The sequence below is a fragment of the Streptomyces sp. NPDC002076 genome (assembly GCF_053593835.1).
Genome location: NZ_JBSFDI010000034.1, coordinates 14710 through 34299, shown reverse-complemented (window position 1 = coordinate 34299; position 19590 = coordinate 14710). Strand labels below are relative to the sequence as shown.

The following is a 19590-nucleotide window of genomic DNA, read 5'->3' as shown; positions in this document are numbered from 1 at the left end:
ATGAACGACGGCACCGCCGCCGCTGCGGAGCGAACCCACCGCGTGGTCCGCAACGACGAGGAGCAGTACTCGATCTGGTGGGCCGACCGGGCGCTGCCCGACGGGTGGCACCCGGAGGGAACCGAGGGCAGCCGGGAGGAGTGCCTGGCCCGGATCGAAGAAGTGTGGACCGACATGCGGCCGCTGAGCCTGCGGCGCCGCATGGAAGCGGAGACCGCCGGATAAGGCGCCGCCCCGCCGCTCCCCTCGTCATGCCCGCTGGGGCGATCTTCTCAAGGAGTACCTGTGAACGACTGTGCCTTGTCGAGGCAATCACCTGCGGAGAGCGGCGTGCCGAGTGCACCGGACACCCGACCGCTGCACGAGTTGTTCGCCGCTCAGGCGGCCCGCACTCCTGACGCGATCGCGGTCGAGACCGCCGCTCCCGGCGGGCTGGGCGCCCTCACGTACAGTGCCCTGGAGCAGCGGGCGGAACAGGTGGCGCATCGGCTGCATGCGCTCGGCGTCGGCCCCGGCGCCGTCGTCGGCGTGTGCCTGCGGCGCGGACCGGACCTGCTCGCGGCTCTGCTGGGCGTGTGGAAGGCGGGAGCGGCCTATCTGCCGCTGGATCCCGGCCACCCCGCCGAGCGGCTGCGCTGGTGCGTCGCGGACACCCGGGCCTCGGTGATCCTCACCCGCGGCGACGCCGCGGACGCTCTGCTGAACCTGGACGGCACCCTCGTCGTCGCGCTGGACGACACCGGTGCGGACGAGGGCAGGCAGGGGGGCCTCGGCTTCGCGTCCCAGGCGGGTCCCGCGGATCCGGCCCGGCCGGCGTATGTGCTCTACACCTCGGGGTCCACCGGCCGTCCCAAAGGCGTCGTGGTGCCGCACGCGGGCATCGCCAACCGTGTGCGCTGGCTGGTGGACCGCCATGGGCTGGGCACCGGTGACCGCGTGCTGCAGAAGACCACGATCGGTTTCGACGCGGCCGCACTGGAGCTGTTCGCCCCGCTGATCAGCGGGGGCCGCGTCGTGCTCGCCCCCGAGGGCGCCGAAGGCGACCCGGCCGCGCTGGTCCGCGCCGTGGCCGACGGACGGATAACGGTTCTGCAGGCGGTGCCCTCGGTGTTGCGAGCCCTCGCGGACGCGCCCGGCTGGGCCGGCTGCGGCGCGCTGAGGCTGATCTTCAGCGCCGGCGAACCGCTGCAGGCGGAACTCTGCCACCGCCTGCTGGCGCGCGCGCCCCAGGCACGGATCTGGAACACCTACGGCCCGACGGAGTGCTCGGTCGACATCACCGAGCACGAGTTCGACCCGGCCCAGACCACGGGTCCGGTGCCCATCGGCCGCCCCCTCGCGCAGCTGCGGGTGCTGATCCTCGATCCGCGCGGCCTGCCGGCACCGCGAGGCGGCGTCGGCGAACTGCATGTGGGCGGTGTCGGCCTCGCGCACGGCTACCTCGGTCGCCCGGGGCTGACCGCTGAGCGCTTCGTTCCCGACCCCTACGGGCCTCCCGGCTCCCGGCTGTACCGCACCGGCGACCGCGCGCGGTGGCGCGCGGACGGCGCGTTGGAGTACCTGGGGCGCCTGGACCAGCAGGTGAAGGTCAACGGTGTGCGCATCGAGCCGGGCGAGGTGGAGGCCGCGCTGGCCGCCCATCCCCGGCTGGAGGCCGCCGTGGTGGCGGCCCTCCCGGGCCGCGAGGGCGGCCTGCGGCTCGCCGCCTGGGTACAGGCGCGCGGCACCCGGCCCCTCCCCCAGGAGCTGCGTGCCTTCCTCCGCCGCACGCTGCCGGAACCGCTCATCCCGTCCGTCTTCATAGCCGTCGACGCCTTCCCGCGGACGCTCAACGGGAAGATCGACCGGTCGGCGCTGCCTGAACCCCGGCACGGTGAACAGCTGCGTGCCGAGCACATCGCCGCACGCGACGAGGGCGAGCGTGCGGTCGTCCAGGTTTGGGCACAGATGCTGGACATCCCGGGCGACACGATCGGCGTGCACGACGACTTCTTCCAGCACGGCGGCTCGTCACTGCTGCTCACCCAGCTCGCCGAACGGCTCTTCACGGCCACCGGCCGGCGGGTCGCACTGCGCGCCCTGCTGACCGCGTCGACGGTCGAACAACAGGCGGCTCTGCTGGCAGCGGCTTCCACGACGGGCCCCGACGGCGCCGACGCGACGCTCTCGGCAGGCTCCGCGGCGATCACGCCGGTCCCGCGTGACCAGCCGCTGCCGCTCTCCTACGGCCAGGAGGGGATGTGGCTGTCCGAGCAGATGCAGCCCGGCAGCCCCGAATGGGTCGCGCCGCTGTGGATCCGCCTGCCCGCGGGCTGGACCGAGGACACGGTCCGCGCGGCCCTGGCGGCACTCGTCGAGCGCCACGAGGCCCTGCGCACGCGCTACGCCGTGCGCGACGACGGTCCCGTCCAGATCATCGCCCCGGCCGACGGCAGGCCCGGGCTGCGCGTCGTCGACGCGGCAGGGCCCCACGAGGTACGCGCGGCGCTGGAGGCGGAGTTCGCCCACGGCTTCGACCTGGAGCGGGGACCGGTGTGGCGGGCACTGCTGGTGCGTACCCCCGGCACCGAACCCGCACTCGTTCTGAGCATCCATCACATCGCCTGCGACGGCTGGTCGTCGGTGGTCCTGGAGCGCGACCTGCTGGCCCTGGGCGAGGCCGTACGCAACGGTGCGCCCGCGGACCTGCCACCGGTGCCGGTGCAGTACGCCGACCACGCGGTCTGGCAGCGCCGCCGCCTGGACGCGGACGTCCTCGACAAGGAGTTGGCCTACTGGCGTGCCGTACTCGACGGCAGCCCGGCGCTGGACCTGCCCGCCGACCGCCCCCGCCCCGCCGAACGCGACGCACGGGGTGCCGCGCACACCTTCACCGTGCCGGCCCGGGTCGTCGAACAGGCCGAAGCGCTCGGCCGCAGCGTCGACGCCACGCTGCACCAGACGTTGCTCACCGCGTACGCCGTCCTGCTGGCGCGCCTCTCCGGCTGTATGGACCTGGCCATCGGCATCTCGGTGGCCGGCCGGCATCGCCCCGAAGTAACGCAGACCGTGGGTGTCTTCCTCAACACCCTCGTCCTGCGCTGCAGACTGGACGGCGACGACACCGCCGCCGAGGCCGTGGCGAAGGTCAGGGAGACCACCCGGGACGCCCTCGCCCACCAGGAGATGCCGTTCAGCCGGCTCGTACAGGAGCTGGTACCGGAACGCGATCCGTCCCGCACCCCCCTCTACCAGGTGATGTTCAACTTCCAGGAGGAGGGCCGCACCTCCACCAACGCCTCCGGAACCGACCTGGACACCGTCCGTGACGCCTGGCAGAGCGCCCGTACCGACCTCACCCTCGTGGTCCAGCGCGAGAGCGACGGCGGTCTGCTGTGTGTGATGGAGTACGCGACCGCGCTGTTCGACGCGACCACCGTGGAGCGGTTCGCCGCCTACTGGGCGCAGCTCCTGGAGTCGTTGGCGGCCGCTCCCTCAGCGAACCTGACCGAGGCGAGGCTGCTCCCGCCCGGCGAATCCGCCCGGCTGCTGGCCCTCGGCGCCCCCGAACCGCGTGGCGAGGGAGCGCTCGCACCGGACATCTGCGTGCACACGGCGTTCGAAGAGACCGTACGCAGGATGCCGGACGCCGTCGCCGTCGTCCACGACTCGGCGGTGTGGTCGTACGCCGAGCTGGAGGCCCGCGCCAACCGGATCGCGCACCGGCTGCTCGAACTGGGCGCCGGACCGGAGACCACCGTGGCCACCATGCTCGACCGGGTCCCGGACCTGATCGCCTGCCTGCTGGGGGTCTGGAAGGCCGGAGCCGTCCACGTTCCCCTCGATACGACGGTCCCCGACGAGCGCCTGGCCCACATCATGGCCGACGCGGGCGTCGGCGTCGTCGTGTCGGACCTCCAGGGCACCGGGCGCCTTCGCCGGCTCCGGAGCGTCCCGGCGCTGGCCCTGGACGACGACACCGCCCTGGCCGCGGCCGGCACCACCCCGCCGGTCCGCGACCTGACCTCCGGCCACCTCGCGTACATCCTCTACACCTCGGGCTCCACAGGCCGTCCCAAGGGGGTCGAGGTCCAGCACGGCTCCCTGCTGCGGATGCTGCTGGCCTCACAGGACCATCTGGACTTCGGCCAAAGGCCGGATGACGCGTGGCTCGCCCTGGCCCAGCCCACGTACGACATCTCCTTCACCGAGCTGGTCATGCCGCTCGTGGCAGGAAGCCGTGTCGTCCTCGCCGACCAGGAGCAGAGCGCCGACCCGGCGGCCCAGCTGGAGCTGATCGAAAAGCACCGGGTGACCCATCTGCAGGTCTCCCCGTCGCACTGGCGCATGCTCATCGACGCCGGGCTGGAGGAACGCGCACTGGTGGGCCTGACCGGGGGCGAGCCCTGCCCGCCCGCGCTCGCCCGCGAGCTGGCCCGCCGCCTCACCCGCTTCATCAACGAATACGGCCTCACCGAGACCACCATCGCCACCACTCGCTGCGACGTGGGCACCGACGCGCGAGCCGTCCCGATCGGGCGGCCCTACCCGCACACCACCGCTCGCGTGCTCGACTCCCGTCTGGGCCTGGTGCCCGTGGGGGTGATCGGCGAGCTGTGCATCGGCGGCGCCGGAGTGGCCCGCGGCTACACCGGACAACCGCGGTTGACGGCCGAGCGGTTCGTGCCCGATCCGTACGGGCCGGCGGGTGCCCGGCTCTACCGCACCGGTGACCTCGCCCGCGTACTGCCCGACGGCACACTGGCCTTCGCCGGACGCACCGACGACCAGGTCAAGATCCGGGGCCGGCGGGTGGAGACCGGGGAGGTGCAGTCCGTACTGGCCGAACACCCCGGCCTCGCCGACGTCGCCGTCACCGTCCACGGCGCCGGCGACGACGCGCGGCTCATCGCCTACTGCGTACCCGCCGGTGACCGGCTGCCCCCTGAGGCCGAACTGATCGAGCACTGTGCCCGGTACCTGCCGGAGCACATGCTGCCCGCGCTGGTCGTACCCCTGGAGGCGCTGCCGCTGACCCGGCACAACAAGGTCGACGCCGCCGCGCTCCCGGCCCCGGATATGGGCGATATGTCGAGTGATGTCCCCTACGTCGCTCCACGGGGACCGGCGGAGGAGACGATCGCCAGGGTCTGGGCCGAGGTACTGGCCGGGCCGGACGGACAGACGCCGCGCATCGGCGCCCAGCACGACTTCTTCCGGATCGGCGGCGACTCGATGGGAGCCGCCCGCGTCGTCGCCAGCCTGCGTGAGGAGTTCGATATCGACCTGCCGCTGCGTGTCCTGTTCACGCAGACGACGGTGGCCGAACTCGCCGTGGCGGTCGAGGAGGCGCTACGGGCCGACATCGCGGCACTCAGCGAGGCCGAAGTGGCCGACGCCTACAGGGAGTTCCACCCGTGACCACACCCTCCGAACACGACGCGGTCCCCGACCGCGGCACCGACCGGCGTGCAGAACTCCTCCGCCGCCGCCTCAGCGGCGGCGGACCCCGCCGCGTCATCCCGCGCGTCTCCCGCCGCACCACGCTCGCCCTCTCCCCCGGCCAGCGCCAGCTGTGGTTCCTGCACCAGCTCGACCCGGCCTCCCCCGCCTACCTGCTGCCCCTCGTCCACCGGTTGCGCGGACCGCTGGACACCGGCGCGCTGGACCACGCGCTTCGAGCCCTCACCGAACGACACGAGATCCTGCGCACCCGTTTCGGCCTCGTCGGCACCGAACCCCACCAGATCATCGATCCGCCGGGGCGCGTGGACTTCCGCCGTACGGAGCGCATCGGACTCGACGACGACGAGCGCGACCGCGTGGCGGCCCAGTTCGCGGAGCGGGAATCGCTGACCCCCATCGATCTGGCCGCCTGTCCGCCACTGCGCGTGCGCCAGGTCGCCTTCGCCCCGGACGACCACCTGCTGGTGATGGTCTTCCACCACATCGCGTGCGACGCGTCCACCCGTCCGCTGCTCATGGCCGAACTCGCCGAGCTGTACCGTGCGCGGATCGAGCACCGGGCCCCCGCGCTGCCCGCGCCCACCCAGTACGCCGACTACGCGGCCTGGCTGAACACACGGCAGGACAGCCCCGAGGCACGCCGAGACCTCGGCTGGTGGGTCGAGCAGCTGGACGGAGCCGCCCCGCTCGATCTGCCGGTCGACCGCCCGCGGCCGGCCGTACCCTCGTGGGAGGGCAGCGAGGAACGGTTCACCGTGCCGGCCGCGACCACGGGGCGGCTACGCGAGTTCGCCCGTGAGCACGGCGCTTCCCTGTTCATGGTGACGCTGACCGCCTTCCAGGTCCTGCTGTCCCGCTACACGGGCACACGGGACGTCACCGTGGGGACCGCCGTGTCCCTGCGCGACCGGCCAGAACTGATGGCCATGGCCGGTTACGCCTACAACAGCCTCGCCCTGCGGGCACATTGGGACGGACACGCCTCCTTCGCGCAGCTCGTCGACGGCAACCGGGAACGGCTCCTTGCCGCCTTCGACCGCCGGAGCACCGCCTTGGACCGGCTCGCCGAAGAACTGGCACCCGAACGTGCCCCCGGAGCCACACCGCTGTTCCAGGTGATGTTCGACCTCGCCGCCGCGGACGGCGCGGACGCGCTCGGGCTGCCGCACATCGAGGCAGTGCCCATCCGCCCGGCCTGCCGCATCTCCCGCTTCGACCTCACCCTGCACCTGGAGGAGCGCTCGGACGGCTCCCTGGAAGGCTTCGTGGAGTACCCCACGGCCCTCTTCGACGCGTCGACCATCCGCCGCATGATGGGCCACTACACTCGACTGCTGACCGCCGCCGTCGCCACGCCCGGGCTCCCCGCCGCCGCTCTGGACATCTTCGGCCCGCACGAGCGCGCGCTGCTCCTGGACGGGCCGCGCCAGCCCGTGGGTACCCGGACCGCCCTCGATGCCGACGCGCTGCGCCCGATCCACGAGGAGATCACCCGCCAGGCGCTGGCCACGCCCGAGGCGGTCGCCGTGGTGCACGGGGAGCGCCGGGTCACCTACCGAGAACTGGACGTCCTGGCCGGCCGCATGGCCGGGCGGCTGCGTGCGCTCGGTGCGGGACCCGAGGAGACCGTCGGTGTCCTGCTGGACCGGACACCGGAGATGGTCGCCTGCCTCCTGGGCATCTGGCGGTCCGGTGCCGCCTATGTGCCACTGGACCCCGGATACCCGGACGACCGGCTGGCGTACATCCTGGCCGACACCGCCGCCCGCGTCGTCGTGACCGAACGCCGCCACGCCGACCGGACGGACGGCGTCGACGCCCGGGTCGTCGTGATCGACGCGCCGGACGAACAGGGTGCCCTGCGTCGCTGCGCGGCCCCGTCGCCTCCCGCGGGCGGCTACGACCTCGACAGCCTGGCGTACGTCATCTACACCTCGGGATCCACCGGCCGGCCCAAGGGCGTGCTGGTCTCCCACCGGGGCCTGGCCAACTACGTCGGGTGGACGGTGGACGCGTACGCGAGCGCCGGGGAAGGCGGTGCCCCGCTGTTCTCCTCCATCGCCTTCGACCTGGGCGTACCCAATCTCTACACCCCGCTGATGGCCGGTCAGCCGGTCCACCTGATCGACCAGGACTTCGACGTCGCCGACCTGGGCCGCCTGCTCCTGGCGGGAGCGCCGTACGCGTTCGTCAAACTCACCCCCGGCCACCTCGACCTGCTGCTTCAGCAGCTGCCGCCGGACCGGATCGCCCGGCTGGCCGGCCTGGTCATCGCCGCGGGCGACTCCTTCACGAGCCGGCTCGCCGAGCGCTGGGCGCGGGCCGCGGGACCACAGGGGACCGCGCTCGCGGCCGAATACGGCCCCACCGAGATCACCGTGGGCAACTCGGCCTACTTCATCGACGGTCCGCCGCACACCGAACTGGTCTCCATCGGCCGCGCGATCCCGCATACGACCATGCTCGTCCTCGACGACGACCTGCGGCCGGTGCCGGTCGGCTGCGTGGGCGAGGTCTGCATCGGGGGTATCGGCCTGGCCCGGGGGTACGTCGGCAGGCCTGGGCAGACAGCGCAGCGGTTCGTACCGGACCCGTACGGGCCCGCGGGGTCCCGGCTCTACCGCACCGGTGACCTCGCCCGCGTGCTGCCCGACGGCAATGTGGACTTCGTCTCCCGGACGGACCATCAGGTCAAGTTGCGCGGCTACCGGGTGGAACTCGGCGAGGTCGAGAGCGTGCTCGCCGACGACCCCGCGGTAGCCGAGGCGGTGGCCGTCATACGGGAGGACCAGCCAGGCGACAGGAGGCTCGTCAGCTACCTGGTGCCCGCCCATGACGCCGACCCATCCGCACTGGAGCCGGCCCGCTTGCAGGCCCGCCTCGCCGAATCGCTGCCCTCCTACATGGTTCCCGCGGCCTTCGTCGTCCTCCAGTCCCTGCCGCTGACCGCCAACGGGAAGCTGGACCGCGGCGCGCTGCCGGCGCCGGGCCGCGGGGCCACGGCCGTGGGCGAGCACACGGCGCCCCGCTCGGCGGCGGAACGCGCGATGGCCGAGGTGTGGACACGGACCCTGGGGGTGGAGGACATCGGGGTCCACGACAACTTCTTCGACCTCGGTGGCGACTCCCTTCGCGCCGTCGCCCTGGCCGGAGCGCTGCGCGAAGCGGGGCTCGCGGTGACGGTCCGGGACATCATCGAACACCGCACGGTGGCACGGTTGTGTGAAGCCCTCGACCACGGGCAGGGCCGACAGGCCGCGGCCCCGCTGCAGCAAGTGGCCCCCTTCGCCCTGATCGGGCAGGACGACCGGCGCGCCCTGCCCGCCGACGCCGTCGACGCGTACCCTCTCTCCCGCGTCCAGGCCGGGATGTTCGTGGAGATGTTCGGCGGCAGCGGCCAGAACGACTACCACAACGTCACGTCATTCCGGATCCGCGACAAGATCCCGTTCGATCCGCACGCCTTCCGCTCGGCCGCCGACCTCGTTGTCGCGCGCCACGAGGTGATGCGGACCTCCTTCGCCCTCACGGGTTTCTCCCAGCCCCTGCAGATCGTGCACGGGCACGCGACGATGCCGGTCGTCCACCACGACGTGACACATCTGCCGGAGCGCCAACGGCAGCAGGCCCTGGCGGACTTCTGCGACCAGGACCGCCGGGAACTGTTCGACATCTCCGTCGCGCCCCTGATGCGGATGGCCGTACACGTCCTCGACGACGAGAGCTGGTGGCTGTCGATCACCGAGTGCCACCCCATCATCGAAGGCTGGAGCTACCACTCCCAGCTCATGGAGATGCTCCACGCCTACGAACGGATCCGCGGCGGGCAGGAGCCGGCCCTCGCACCGGTGCCGCGCACGGTCCGCTACGCCGACTTCATCGCCGCGGAACTGCGCTCCCTGGCGTCGGACGAGGACCGCGCCTTCTGGCACCGCCTCATCGACGGCCACGAGCAGTTCCGGATTCCCCGGGAGTGGACGGGCGGCCCCGGCTCGGACCGCGAGCGGTACCGCATCGACATCCCGCTGCACGAACTCGAACCCGGCCTGCGTTCCCTCGCCTCGGCGACCGGCACCTCGTACAAGAGTGTCCTGCACGCCGCGCACGCCAAGGTGCTCGGTCTGCTCACCCGGGCCGGGACATTCCGCGGGGGCATGGTCATCGACGCCAGACCCGAGGCGTCCGGTGCCGACCGGGTGTCGGGCATGTACCTGAACTCGGTGCCGTTCCCCTACGAACGCACGGCCCGCACCTGGGGCGAACTGGTCCAGCAGGTCTTCGACCGGGAGGTCGAGCTGTGGCCGCACCGCCGCTTCCCGATGCCCTCCATGCGCCGCACCGCCGACGAGGGGCACCTCGTCGACGTGCTCTTCCACTACCTGGACTTCCACCAGATCGACACCGACCTCGTCGACATCGCGGCCAGCCGTGACGACAGCCCGAACGAGTTCCCCCTCGTGGTCGGCACACCGTCGGCAGGTCACCTCAGCATCGCCTCGGACACCCGCACCCTGCGCCGTGAACACGGCGAGCGACTCGCCCGCCTCTATCGCGCGGTGCTCTCCGACATGGCCGCCGAAGGCCCCGCCGGTACGGCGCTGAAGGGCTACGCGTACGACCCGGAGGCGGACCCGGCGACCGGCACCGCGCGCACGGGCCCCGAACCGGTCGACGCGCTGGCCGGATTCGAGGCACAGGCCCGGCTGACCCCTGACGCCCTCGCCGTTGTCGCAGGGGGTGAGCGGCTGACGTACGGCCAGGTCGACGTCCGTGCCAATCGACTGGCCCGCCGGCTGATCGCGCTGGGCGTCGGCGTGGAGAGCAGGGTCGGTGTCCTGCTGGACCGGGGACCGGACCTCGTGGTGGCCATGCTGGCGGTGTGGAAGGCGGCCGCGGCCTACGTTCCGATCGACCCGTGTGACCCGCAGCCGCGCCTGCGAGCCCAGCTCGCCGCCGGCGCATGCGGCATCGTCATCACCGAGAGCGCTCACGCCAAGCGCGTCGCGCCGCTGCGGTCCCTGGTCCTCGACACGGAGGAAGAACGGGCGGCACAGCGGGCAGAGCTACCGGATCCGCCCGCCCGCGACGGCGCGGCGCGCGACGGCCGGCGGCTCGCCTACCTCCTGCACACCTCCGGCTCGACGGGAACGCCGAAGGCCGTCATGGTCAGCCACCGTGCCCTCGCCCACTATCTGGGCTGGGCCACCGACGCCTATCTCACCGGCCACCCGGGAGGCGCGCCGGCCTTCACCTCCGTCGGCTCCGACCTGGGCGTGACCGCCCTGTTCGCACCGCTGATGAGGGGGCGGCCGGTCCACCTGCTCCCGCAGCGGTTCGACCTGGCGCGGCTGGGACAGCTGCTCACCGAGCACGCCCCCTACGCGTATCTCGGACTCACCCCCGGCCACCTCGCCCTGCTGGAGGAGCAGCTGAGCGACGCGCAGCTGGCCGGGCTGACCGCGGTGCTCGCCTGTGCGGGCGACGCCTATCCGAGCGCCCAGGCCAACCGGGTGCGGGCACGACTGGCCGGCCAGGGCAGCCGGACCCGGCTCGTGTCCGAGTACGGGCCCGCCGAGGCCACCGTGGCCGCCGCCGCCCACTTCCTCGACGGGCCCTCGCGGCGTCCCCTGGTGCAGCTGGGGCGCGCACTGCCCGGCACGGCACTGCGGGTTCTGGACGAGAACGCCGCGCCCGTCCCCCTCGGGGTCGTCGGGGAGGTGCACATCGCCGGCCCCGGCCTGGCCCGCGGCTACGCCGGGCAGCCCGCGCTGACCGCGGACCGCTTCCTGCCCGATCCGTACGGTCCGCCGGGCGCACGGATGTACCGCACCGGGGACCTCGCGCGCGTGCTGCCCGAAGGTGAACTTGAGTTCTGCGGCCGCGCCGATGACCAGATCAAGGTGCGCGGACACCGGGTGGAACCCGCGGAGATCGAGGCCGCGCTCCGCACCGACCCGGCCGTGCACGACGCGCTGGTCGCCTCCGTGCCCGCGCCGTCCGGAGCCCCGCGCCTCGTCGCGTGGGTGGTCCCCGCCGAGGGGTCGGCCGTGCCGCCGGCGCCTGCCCGGCTCCGCGACCGGCTGCGGGCGGTGCTGCCGGCACCACTGGTCCCGGCGTCCTTCGAGACGGTCGCCGCACTGCCGCTGACCGAGCACGGCAAGCGGGACCGCCGGGCCATGACGCCCCCGGCCTCAAGGTCCCGGGCGGACACCGCGGTCAGCCCTGCCTTCCGGGCCCCGCGCACCCCCACACAGCGGCAGCTGGCCAAGGCGTGGGAGCAGACGCTCGGCATCGACCGGGTCGGACTCGACGACGCGTTCCTCGATCTCGGCGGCGACTCGCTGATGGTGCTGTCCGTCCTGTCCGCCGCCCGTCGGCTCGGGCTGGATGTGGACTTGGCCACCGCCCTGAAACACCCGACGATCGCCGCACTCGCCGCGGCTCTGGACGGCGCCCGGGCTGCGGTCGGCGGCGCCCCTACGGAAGGTTGATTCCTGTGGAAGAGCGCCCAGCGCGCCATCTGATCTCCCTCGAAGACCTGAGCGACGCGGACCTGCGCGCGCTGGTGGATCGCGGAGTGCACTATGCCGTGGAGGGCGCGGGGACACAGCACCCGCTTGAGGGACTGGTGGCGGGCATCTACTTCACCAAGACGTCGACCCGGACGCGCACGGCGTTCTCCACGGCCGTGCTGCGGCTGGGGGGATCTGTCGTCACCTACGGTCCCGGCGACCTCCAGACCAACACGGGCGAGACCGCCGAGGACACCGGCCGGATCATGTCCCGGATGCTGGACCTGCTGGTGACCCGCACCGCCGGTGACCCGCAGGAGATGCGGATGTGGGCCCGCCAGAGCCGGATGTCGGTGGTCAACGCCATGAGTTCCGAAGAGCACCCCACGCAGGCACTGGCCGATCTGACCACGCTGACCCGGCACTTCGGGCGCGTGGAGGGGCTTCGTGTCCTGTACGTGGGCGAGGGCAACAACACGGCGGCCGCACTCGCCCTGGCTCTCAGCCGCTATCCGGATGTACGGCTTGAGCTGCGCACCCCGCCTGGTTACGGGCTGTCGGCCGCGGTCGCGCAGACGGCTCGCCGGCAGGCGTCCCGAAGCGGGGCGGCGGTGCACGAGCGGCACGACATGGACGCGCTCCCTCCCGGTTTTGACGTCATCTACACCACGCGGTGGCAGACCACGGGCACCACCAAACCGGATCCGCGCTGGCACGAGACCTTCGCGCCGTTCCAGGTCGGCCAGGAGCTGTGGCACGGCAGCCCGGAAGCCGTCTTCATGCACGACCTGCCGGCCCACAGGGGGGAGGAAGTCACCGCCGACGTCCTGGACGGGCCGATGAGTATCGCGTTCGACCAGGCGGAGAACAAGGCGTACAGCGCGATGGCCGTCCTCGACTGGTGCCGCCCTGTCCGGCCGCGCCATGCGCACGGGGTGCCGCGCACGGCCATAGGTACGGGGAGGACATGACACTCGCCGAGACACCGACCGATCCTCCCGTCCCGCTCCGGCACAACCGTGACTTCCACATGCTGTGGGGCGGCGCCGGGCTCGTGGTCCTCGGCGGCCGGACCACGGCTTTCGCCTATCCCCTGACGGTCCTGTGGACCACCGGCTCCGCCCGGACGGCCGGGCTGGTCGGGTTCGCCCTGCTGCTGCCCTACCTGCTGATCCAGCTCCCGGGGGGAGCAGTGGTGGACCGGTGCGACCGCAGACGGCTGATGCTGCTGTGCGCCACCGGCTCGGCGCTGGTGGCAGCGGGGGTCGCGGCGGCCCTGTTGTCGGGCACCGTGTGGCTTCCGCACCTGCTGGCGTCAGCGTTTGCGGAGGGCTGTCTGCTGACGCTGTACCAGCTGGCGGAGCGGGCCGCCGTACCCGCGGTGGTAACGCCAGAGCAGCTTCCCTCCGCCCTGGTGCGCAACGAGGCGCGGACCCGGGCTGCATCGGTGCTGGGCCAGCCGGTGGGAAGTGGACTGGCCGGTGTGGCCGCCGGTCTGCCGTTCGCCTTCGCCTCCCTCGCACACGCCGCCTCGCTGGGGTTCCTGGCCCGGACGCGCGGACCCTTCCAGGAGGTGAGCGGGGTTCCGCGGCGCACCATCGCCTCCGAGGTGAGGGAGGGCCTGAGGTGGCTGTGGGGGCAGCACTTCCTGCGCGCGGTGATCGCGGCCATCGCCGTGACCAACGTGCTGTTCCAGGGGCTCAACCTCTCGGTGATGGCCGCCATGAAGGGCGACGGGCGGTCGGCCCTGTCCATCGGACTGGTGACCATGCTCAGCGGCGCCGGCGGACTGGTGGGGTCGCTGGGAGCCGGCAGGTGGATGCGGCGGTGCACCCTGCGCATTCTGGTGGTGGGCGGGCTGGTGGCGTGGACGGCCCTGATGGTCCCCGTGGCAGGCCTCCACCAACCCGTGGCGCTCGGTGCCCTGTTCGCAGCCAGTGGATACGTGGGCGGCGTCTTCAACGTCGTCGCCGGGGTCCTGCTGACCGGCACCGCGCCCAGCCACATGCAGGGGCGGGCCAACAGCGTTGTCATCCTGGTCAGTTCCGGGGCCATGGCGACGGGGCCGCTGATCGCCGGAAACCTCCTGGAGGCCGTCGGCTCCGCCCGTACGATCCTGGTCTTCAGCGTGGTCATGGGCGTCACCGCCTTGCTGACCGCGCTCTCCCCCGGGGTCCGCGCCGGCGCGACCCTTCCGGTTCCGAAAGAGTGACAGCGCGGCGGGTGCGTTTCCAGCGTGGCCACCGAGAAGAAACGCACCCGCGCGGGAAGGCCGACCCCACCCGAGCCAAGCGCAGGAGGTGACGCTCACGTGGAGGCGACCACCGCCGGCCCGGTACACGACCCGATCGTCATCCATACCCTGAACGCCACGCTCCGCTCCACGCTCACACCCGGCGCGCTCAACTGGCTGGAGGAGTCCAGCACCCTCATCGCCAAGGACATCACACTGCTCAGCGACCACTACCGCCAGGCCGACCCCCGGTGCGGCCGACGACCACTGCCCGGCTGGAGAGACTGGAGCCGCACCGACGGCGCCCGCGCCCGGCTCCTGATGAGTGCCGAGCCGGACGGCCCTGAACTGGTCGCCATGGCGGGCTCACTCTATGTGTGCGGAGACCTGGCCGAGCGCCGTGGCATCTTGCACGCCTTGCCGTTCCTCGCCATCGGAAACAAAGCACTGCCCATCGTCGACGACGCGCTGGACACCGACGACAGCCGCCTGGTCCGCGCCGCGCTGGGCCCCTACGCGGGGGCGTACCTGGACCAAGCCCGTTGGCGGCAGGCCGTTGTCAAGTGCCTGTCCATGGGCATTCCCCTGATCGGTGTCGCTGGACTCGACAAGCGCCGCGATGCCGAACTGGCCCGGATGGGCGAGGCGTTCGCCCGGCGGCAGCGGACGGCGGGCAGACCCGTCCCTCATGACGTCTGGCTTATCACCCGCCCCCGTTGAACTCTACCGAGCAACGACACGGCTCCGTGCTACGCCCAGGCCCCAAGGCGTGTCATCCGCTCCGCGACACCGTCCGCGGTCGGCGCGTCCGTTGGATGAGATTGTCCGGGGCTCCGGCAGGCCCGTCGTCAAGCTCCAGGCGTCGACGGCGCTGCAGGCCGATCGGCCGGACCGGGCGGCTGTGCGGGAGGCCCTCGCCCCCTTCGCTGAGCCGCGTTTCCTGCACCAGACCCGGGAGGCCGTCCGACGTGCCGGTACGGTCGTCCTGCTCGACCGGGGCGACCTCGCCGATGCACTGGACCCGACCGCCGGGCTCCCCGGTGACAACGCATGGCGCGTCCACTACCACGTACCCCTGCACGCCGATCCGTGTCCGCCGCTGCGCAGCACCCGCCCCACGCTCGCCCGGACATTGGAAGCACTGTTTGCCGGGCGTACCGCGGGCACCCGGCACGTCGAGGTGGAGACCTACACCTGGTCCGTGCTGCCCGAGCGCCACCGGCGCTCCCCCGCGAGGACCTGCCGACCGGCATCGCGGCCGAACTCGACTGAATGCGCGGCGTGTTGAGCGCGCTTGGCATGATGGAGGAGACGGCGCCGTGAGCGCGGACCAGACCAGCAAGCGGGTGGCGGTGATCTGCACCGTGGGTGTCACCACGTCTGCTGCGCCACATGCCCAACCTCCGGGCCGTCGGCGAGCAGGGCTTCACCGCGCGGCTGGACACCAGCTTCCCGGCGTTCACCGTGACCGTTCAGGCCACCTTCACCACCGGTCTGCTGCCCCGGGACCACGGCGCGGTCGCCAACGGCTGGTACCACCGCGACCAGGGCGAAGTCTTCATGTGGCGCCAGCACAACGGGCTGGTACGGGGCGACAAGGTCTGGCACGCGGCGCGCTCCCGGGAGCCCGGGCTGAGTTCGGCCTATCTGTGCTGGTGGTGGGCGATGGGCGCGGAGGTGGACACCGTGCTGACTCCGCGCCCGGTGTACCACTACGACGGCCGCAAGGGACCTGACTGCTACACCGTACCGGCGTCCCTGCGCGACGAACTCACCAGGCGTTTCGGTCCGTTCCCGCTGTTCTCCTACTGGGGTCCGACCGCGGGGATCGCCTCCAGCCGCTGGATCGCCGCCGCGACCCGCCATGTGGCGGACAGCAGGGATCCTCATCTGGTCTTCGTGTACGTCCCGCGCCTCGACTACGACCTGCAGCGGTTCGGCCCCGGTAGCGCGCAGGCCGTCCGGGCCGCTCAGGAGGCGGACACCGCGCTCGGCCCGCTCCTCGCCGACCTGCGCGCGGGGGTTCGCCGTACTCGCGCTGAGCGAGTACGGCATCACACCAGCGCACCGCCCGGTGGACATCAACCGTGCCCTGCGGCGCGAGGGTCTGCTCACGGTGTACGCCCAGAGCGGCATGGAGTACCTCGATCCGCACACCTCCCGGGCCTTTGCCGTGGCCGATCACCAGGCAGCTCACGTCTACGTTCATGACCGGGCGGACATTCCACGGGTACGGGACGTGCTGGCCGCTGTGCCCGGTGTCGACGAGGTCATCGACCGCGAAGGGCAGGAGCAGCTCGGCATCGATCACGCCAACGCGGGTGAGCTGGTGGCCGTCGCCGATCCTGGAGCGTGGTTCACGTACTACTACTGGCTGGACGACGACCGCGCGTCCGACTTCGCACGCGGGGTCGAGATCCACCGCAAGCCTGGCTACGACCCGGCGGAGCTGTTCTTCGACCCAGCCGACCCGCTGGTCAAGGCCAAGGCGGCCATGACCTTGCTGCGGAAGAAGGCCGGTATGCGCGCACCGCTGACGGTCGTGCCGCTCGACCCGGCGTGTGTGCGCGGGACGCACGGCCGACTGCCGGACGACGCGGCGGACGGGCCGGTGGTGCTCTGTTCCGAGTCGTCGCAGGAGCGGGCCCGTTTCCGCGCCCCGGAGATCAAGGAGTTGATCCTGCGTCTCGGCGGATGGGGCTGACCGCCGGCCCGGGACGGCCCGGAGCGGGCCGCGCGGCGCCAGGAGGCGTCGCGCGACGGAGCCCGACGTCAGCGGGCGGGCGCCCCGAGTCCGGTCATTAGTTCCGCGACCCGGGCCGCCGTCGGCGCGTCAGCGCGGTCCACCACACGGCCGTCGGCGAGGATCCACACGGTGTCGGCGAAGGAGGCCGCGACAGGATCGTGGGTGACCATCAGGACGGTCTGCCCTGTCTCGTCCACACACGCCCGCAGCTGCGTCAGGATCTCCTTCGCCATGACGGTGTCCAGGGCGCCGGTGGGCTCGTCGGCCAGGATGATGTCCGGCCGGGTCACCAGTGCCCGGGCGACCGCGACGCGCTGCTGCTGCCCGCCAGAGAGCTGGGCCGGAAGCCGATGGACCTGGTTGCGCAGCCCAAGCCGAAGGATGATCTCTTCGACCCACGTCGCGTCCTCCGGCATCCCGGCCAGGCGCAGCGGCAGCATAATGTTCTCGCTGACGGTCAGTGCAGGGACCAGGTTGAACGACTGGGCGACGAACCCCACCCGCGTGCGGCGCAACCGGGTGAGCTGCGCTTCGTCCAGCCCGTCTATCCGGGTGCCGCCGATCCATAACACGCCGGAGGTCACCGTCTCCAGGCCGAGCGCGCAGTAGAGCAGGGTGCTCTTCCCGGAGCCCGAGGGTCCCATCAGGGCGGTAAGGGTCCCGCGCGGTATGGAAAGGGACACGTTGTCGAGTGCCTGTACCCGCCTCCCGACGCCTCCGTAGGTCTTGGTGACCTCTTCCATGCGGATTGCGTGGTCGAGCCCGGTACGGCTCACCGTCGGCGGCAGGTCGCCTTGTCGAGCGATCATGATCAACCTCTCCCTGTATCCGTCGTTCCTGCGGTCCGGTCCTGCCACATCGACGTGCAAGAGGCATCGTTCACATGAGGCTTCCCTCAGCTACCGGGGCGGCGTGCGGCCGGTACCGGCGCCGCAGTTCGGGGCGCAGATCCTCGTACACGCAGACCAAGGCGTCGTTCATGAACAGTTCGCGGGTCAGCCTGCGCGAGACCCTGCCGGTCTCCGTCCTCGGCACACCGCCCGGCTGGACGAACACCACACCGCCCAGCGAGACACCGCACGAGCCTGCCACTGCTCTGCGTATCTCACTCACGAGGTCCTGCGGACTGCGCGCCGAGGCGGTGACGTCGTACTCGCACAGGACCACGACCTCCTGCCCTGGCGCCGCCACGGTGAAGACGCTGCCGGCCAGCACGCACAGGCCGTCGTCCAAGGGCTCGATCAGCTTCAGCACATGATCCAGATAGAGATACCCCCCCTCGTGGAAGACGGTGTCCTCCAGCCGTCCGGAGACGTACAGCTCCCCGTCACGGAGTACGCCGAGGTCCCCCGTCCGCAGAAACCCCCCTTCTCCGTCCGCAGTGACTGCCCGGAAGGTGCGCACCGTGGCGTCCTGCTTGTTCCAGTAGCCGCGCCCCAGGCTCTTGCCGCGCAGCCAGATCTCCCCGACGTGCCCGTCGGGTACAACCGCGAGGGTCTGCGGATCGACAACGCGCACATCAATGCCGATGGGCGCTCCCCGGCTGACGAACTGCGGCAAGGTGGCGTCCGCGGCGCGGGGTAGCCCGTTGACGAACAAGACCCGGCTCGGGCGTGCCGTGTGGACGGACGGGGCCCGTCCGGTGGGCGACAGGGTGGCGCATCCGCTCGTGCCGGGCGAGTGGTAGCCAGTACGCAGCGCCGAGCGCCGGAAGCCGGACACGGCGAAGCGCTCCGAGAACCGGTCCAGAGCGGCAACGTCCACGGGACTGCCCGAGACGAAGGCATGCCGCCATGCGGACAGGTCCAGCTCCACCGCCTGCTGTGTCGTCACCTCCGCGGCGCACAGGGCGAAACCGAACGCCGGCGCCACGCTGGCCTCGGCACCCCAGCGGCTGATCATCCGCAGCCATATCTCAGGGGACCGGAGGAACGCGCCGAATGACGTCATGACGGTCGTGGCACCGAGGTACAGGGGGGTCAGCAGCATCCCGACCAGCCCCGTTCCCTGCTCGACGGGCAGCCAGTTGGCGAAGACCGCGGCCGAGTCCAGACGCAGCGCCCGCCGGTGGCCGTCGAGGGCGTGCAGCAGGTTGTCATGACCGATCATCACCCCGTGCGGGGTGGCCGCCGGACCCCAGGTGTACTGCAGGAGCGCGAACGGTTCACGGGAGATAAGCGGCGGGCGCCACTCCTCGGGCGGTCCCGCGGCGGCGATATCGGTGGCGCTGCACAGCATCCGGTCCAGCCCCTGCTGGTCCACCCACGCGGCCACAGTCGCCAGATGGGCGCTGTCGGTAAGGGCGATGCGAGGGTCAGCGTCCAGGGCGATCCCAGTGGCACGAGTCAGATGGTGGCGCCGGCCGTCGGGCATCGGTGCCGGTACCGGCACCACTCCGGCATACAGGCAGCCCAGCAGGCTCTTGACGAATTCGAGGCCGGCCGGATAGAGCAGCAGGACACGTTCCCCGCTCGTGCATCGCTCGCGCAGCCACACGGCGCGCGCCCTCGCAGCTCGGTCGAGTTCTGCGTAGGACAGGGTTGTCTCACGCGGTTGCCGCCCGTCCTCCTCGTCCACGAAGATGACCGCTGGATGGTGGGGGAAATCGTCAGCGCGACTCGTGACGACATCCACTATGTTCGTCGGCATGTGGG

The 19590-nt window shown here is 71.9% G+C and carries 9 protein-coding genes and 1 pseudogene; 8 read left to right on the top strand and 2 right to left on the bottom strand.

From position 1 onward, the window contains the following. From ACWCQS_RS42050 to ACWCQS_RS42015, 8 genes and pseudogenes are all read left to right on the top strand, one after another. Positions 1 to 225 carry an MbtH family protein gene (locus ACWCQS_RS42050; protein WP_451009403.1) on the top strand — a complete coding sequence of 75 codons (225 nt, stop codon included), beginning with the start codon at positions 1 to 3 and terminating at the stop codon, positions 223 to 225. A 105-nt stretch (positions 226 to 330) separates the two neighbouring features. Next, positions 331 to 5400 carry an amino acid adenylation domain-containing protein gene (locus ACWCQS_RS42045; protein ID WP_451009402.1) on the top strand — a complete coding sequence of 1690 codons (5070 nt, stop codon included), beginning with the start codon at positions 331 to 333 and terminating at the stop codon, positions 5398 to 5400. After that, positions 5397 to 11936: an amino acid adenylation domain-containing protein gene (locus tag ACWCQS_RS42040; RefSeq protein ID WP_451009401.1), complete on the top strand. Its 6540-nt coding sequence runs from the start codon at positions 5397 to 5399 to the stop codon at positions 11934 to 11936. Before ACWCQS_RS42045 ends, ACWCQS_RS42040 begins: the two co-directional genes overlap by 4 nt. Continuing rightward, positions 11936 to 12928: an ornithine carbamoyltransferase gene (locus tag ACWCQS_RS42035; protein WP_451009446.1), complete on the top strand. Its 993-nt coding sequence runs from the start codon at positions 11936 to 11938 to the stop codon at positions 12926 to 12928. Before ACWCQS_RS42040 ends, ACWCQS_RS42035 begins: the two co-directional genes overlap by 1 nt. Continuing rightward, positions 12925 to 14169, top strand: a complete 1245-nt coding sequence (locus ACWCQS_RS42030) for an MFS transporter (RefSeq protein ID WP_451009400.1) — start codon at positions 12925 to 12927, stop codon at positions 14167 to 14169. Before ACWCQS_RS42035 ends, ACWCQS_RS42030 begins: the two co-directional genes overlap by 4 nt. A 99-nt stretch (positions 14170 to 14268) precedes the next feature. Further along, positions 14269 to 14910 carry an EboA domain-containing protein gene (locus tag ACWCQS_RS42025; RefSeq protein ID WP_451009399.1) on the top strand — a complete coding sequence of 214 codons (642 nt, stop codon included), beginning with the start codon at positions 14269 to 14271 and terminating at the stop codon, positions 14908 to 14910. A 91-nt stretch (positions 14911 to 15001) separates the two neighbouring features. Further along, the gene (locus ACWCQS_RS42020; protein WP_451009398.1) at positions 15002 to 15478 is read left to right on the top strand and encodes a hypothetical protein; all 477 of its coding nucleotides are present in this window, start codon (positions 15002 to 15004) and stop codon (positions 15476 to 15478) included. A 104-nt stretch (positions 15479 to 15582) separates the two neighbouring features. Continuing rightward, positions 15583 to 16894: pseudogene (locus tag ACWCQS_RS42015) on the top strand (alkaline phosphatase family protein). A gap of 68 nt (positions 16895 to 16962) precedes the next feature. Here ACWCQS_RS42015 and ACWCQS_RS42010 read toward each other — a convergent pair. Together ACWCQS_RS42010 and ACWCQS_RS42005 are read right to left on the bottom strand one after the other, a co-directional pair. After that, positions 16963 to 17745, bottom strand: a complete 783-nt coding sequence (locus ACWCQS_RS42010) for an ABC transporter ATP-binding protein (RefSeq protein WP_451009397.1) — start codon at positions 17743 to 17745, stop codon at positions 16963 to 16965. A 70-nt stretch (positions 17746 to 17815) separates the two neighbouring features. Continuing rightward, positions 17816 to 19585 carry an AMP-binding protein gene (locus tag ACWCQS_RS42005; RefSeq protein WP_451009396.1) on the bottom strand — a complete coding sequence of 590 codons (1770 nt, stop codon included), beginning with the start codon at positions 19583 to 19585 and terminating at the stop codon, positions 17816 to 17818. Between the last annotated feature and the right edge of the window lie 5 nt (positions 19586 to 19590).